Source organism: Jatrophihabitans sp. (genome assembly GCF_036389215.1).
Classification (GTDB): Bacteria; Actinomycetota; Actinomycetes; order Mycobacteriales; family Jatrophihabitantaceae; genus Jatrophihabitans_A.
In genome coordinates this window covers 1-2,960 of the sequence record NZ_DASVQG010000026.1, presented here as the reverse complement: position 1 = coordinate 2,960, position 2,960 = coordinate 1, and the positions used below count along the sequence as shown (strand labels likewise).

At 69.7% G+C, this 2,960-nt stretch carries 3 protein-coding genes; all 3 read right to left on the bottom strand.

Features of this window, described 5'->3' with window-relative positions; translation table 11 throughout:
- A partial coding sequence (locus VF542_RS01000; RefSeq protein WP_408649841.1) for a CNNM domain-containing protein occupies nucleotides 1-814 on the bottom strand: 814 nt, incomplete at its 3' end.
- Nucleotides 811-2,139, bottom strand: a complete 1,329-nt coding sequence (locus tag VF542_RS00995; protein ID WP_408649840.1) for a hemolysin family protein — start codon at nucleotides 2,137-2,139, stop codon at nucleotides 811-813. The genes VF542_RS01000 and VF542_RS00995, both read right to left, overlap by 4 nt.
- Nucleotides 2,140-2,442: 303 nt before the next feature.
- A partial coding sequence (locus tag VF542_RS00990; protein WP_408649839.1) for a peroxidase family protein occupies nucleotides 2,443-2,960 on the bottom strand: 518 nt, incomplete at its 5' end.

Genomic DNA, 2,960 nt, shown 5'->3' with positions numbered 1-2,960 from the left:
GTCCCAGCGCCTCCAGCCTGAGCAGGTCCTTGGCATGGACATAGCCGGTGAGCCGGTTGCCGGCCCGGATCGGGTACCGGGAGAAGCCGCTGGCAGCGATCACGCGTTGCAGATCCCCGATGCGCGCGCCGGGGCTGAGGGCGACCAGGCGGCCGAGGGGGATGACGATGTCGGCAAGGGTGAGCGTGTCCAGTGCGAGGGCCTGTTGCAATCGGCGCTGATCATCGGGAGCAAGCAGGCCCTCGGCGGCGGACTCGTTGACCAGGTGCACCAGATCCTCGGTCGAGTACGTGGTGTTCAGTTCACTGGTGGGCTGCACACCTGCCAGCCGGAGCACCCCGTTGGCGAGCGCGCTGATCACGGTGAGCACGACGCCGGTCAGCCTGGTCCACCCCGCCATCACCACCCCGAGCACCAGAGCGCTGGGCAGCGGGTTGGCCAGCGCGAGATTCTTGGGAACCATTTCGCCCAGCACCATATGGCAGAAGGACACGAAGGCGAGGGCGAGCACGAACGCCGCCGGGTGCAGCGCGGAGGCCGGCAGCGACCAGGCGTCGAACAGCTTTTCCAGCCGGTGCGCGAATGCCGGCTCGGCCACGGCGCCGAGTCCGAGCGAGCATAATGCGATGCCCAGTTGCGAGCCGGCCAGCATCCGGTCCAGCCCGCGCATCTGCGCCAGTGCGATCGCCGCGCGGCGGTTGCCTGCCTGGGCCAGCGGCTCCACCTGGTCCAGGCGGGTGGTGATCAGCGCGAACTGCGCGGCGACGAAGGCGGCGTTGCCGAACAGGAACACGATGGCCAGCGCGATGCTCACGGCGTGCCTTCTTCCGTCGCGAACGGCGAGACCTGTGGTGGCGGAGCAGCGATCAGCCTGTCGATGCGATGGCCGTCGAGTCGGTCCACGGTGAGTACCCAGCCCTCGATCGTGAGGTCCTCACCTCGACCGGGCAGATGCCCCAGGCGCGCCAGGACCAACCCGGCCAGCGTGTCGAACGGCCCCTTCACTTGAGGCCAGCCGAACACCTCGGTGAAGTTGTCGCGATGCAGCCGGCCGCTCACCGAGCGCCGGCCGTCGGTCAGAGCGATGACCTCCGGTATCTCGCCGGTGTCGTACTCGTCGCGGATCGGCCCGGTGATCTCCTCGATCAGATCCTCCACCGTGACCACGCCGGCGGTGCCACCGAACTCGTCGATGACCACCGCGAGTTGCAGGCTGCCGCGGCGCAGGGTGTGCAGCAGCGGCTCGCAGTGCAGCGTGGTGGGCACCCGCTCGGCTTCGACCATCAGCCGATCCACCCGCACCGTGGTTCGCGAGTGCCGATCGACACCGTAGGCGTGCTTGAGGTGCACGACGCCGGTGATGTCGTCCAGGTCGGTGCCGTAGACGGGAAACCGTGACCTGCCGCTGGTGCGGGCCGCCGCCAACAGCTCCGCTGCCGTCGCGTGTCGCGACAGTGCCACCACGTCCACGCGCGGCGTCATGACGTCGGCGGCGATCTTGTCCCCGAAGGACAGGCTGCGGCGCAGCAGGTCCGCCGTCGCCGCCGGCAGTGCCCCCTCGGCCGCCGACGAGGTGATCAGGTACCGCAGCTCGGCCGGTGACCGGGCCGAGCGCAGCTCCTCCTGCGGCTCGACGCCGAGCGCGCGGACCACGGCGTTGGCGGCGCCGTTGAACGCCGCGATGACTGGCCGGAACACGCGGGTGAAGCCGAGCAGCAGCGGCACGATACGGCGGCTGGTTGCCAACGAACGGGCCAGTGCGAGGTTCTGCGGTACCAGCTCGCCGAACAGCATCTGCGCGATCGTGGCAAGCAGCAGACCGACGATCAGCGCCACCACCTCGCTGGCCTCGCCCAAGCCCACCGCGACAGTGACCGGGTGCAGCGCGGCCGAGACCACCGGTTCGGCGACGAACCCGAGCAGCAGCGAACAGACGGTGATGCCGAGCTGTGCGCCCGACAGCTGGAACGACAGCGTCGACGTGGCCCGCTGCACCGCCCTGGCCCGCCGGTCCCCGCGTTCGGCGTCGCGGGCGACCCGGCCGCGATCGACGGAGGTCAAGCCGAACTCCGCGGCCACGAAGACAGCGTTAGCGGCAATCAGGGCCACGACCGCCAGCCAGCCCAGCAGGGTCAACACCGTTCGTGGCACCTTCCAGCCGCCGCGGAACATCCGGCTGCACTGACGGTACCGAGAACGCCGCCACATCCCGAACCACGAGGTTCTGCAAGGTCAAGGCCGTGGCGTAGCGCGCTGGGGACCGGCGGTGCCACGTCGAGGTGTCACGAGCAGGCGAAACAGCCGTTTCTCCGATCCCGACGATGCCGGCGTCCATCCCGAGCCGCACGGCCAGCGTCAGAGCCTCTCTGGCCTCCTGCCTGCCAGGTGCTGCCCGAGGATGTCCGGGCCGGCCAGGTGCTGGCCGGCCCGGACGTCACACCATCAGGCGATCTGATGTGAGGGCACGTCGAACCGGTCGAGCATCATGACCTTGTTCCAGGCGGCCACGAAGTCCCGGACGAACTTCTCCTGCGCGTCGGCGCTGGCGTAGACCTCGGCGATGGCCCGCAGCTGGGAGTTGGACCCGAACACGAGGTCGACGGCGGTAGCCGTCCACTTGAGGTCGCCGCTGGCGCGGTCCCGGCCGTCGTAGACGTGCTCGGCCGACTCCGAGGCCTTCCACTCCGTGTCCGCCGCGAGCAGGTTCACGAAGAAGTCGTTGGTCAGCGTCCCGGGCCGGTCGGTGAACACCCCGTGATCGGACTGCCCGTGGGTGGCCTTCAGGGCCCGCAGGCCGCCGACCAGCACCGTCATCTCCGGAGCGGTCAGAGTCAACATGTTGGCCCGGTCCAGCAACCGGACCTCCGGTGGCAGCTTCTCCCCGGCCCGCAGGTAGTTGCGGAAGCCGTCGGCGGTGGGCTCGAGCACCGCGAACGTCTCCACGTCGGTCTGCTCCTGCG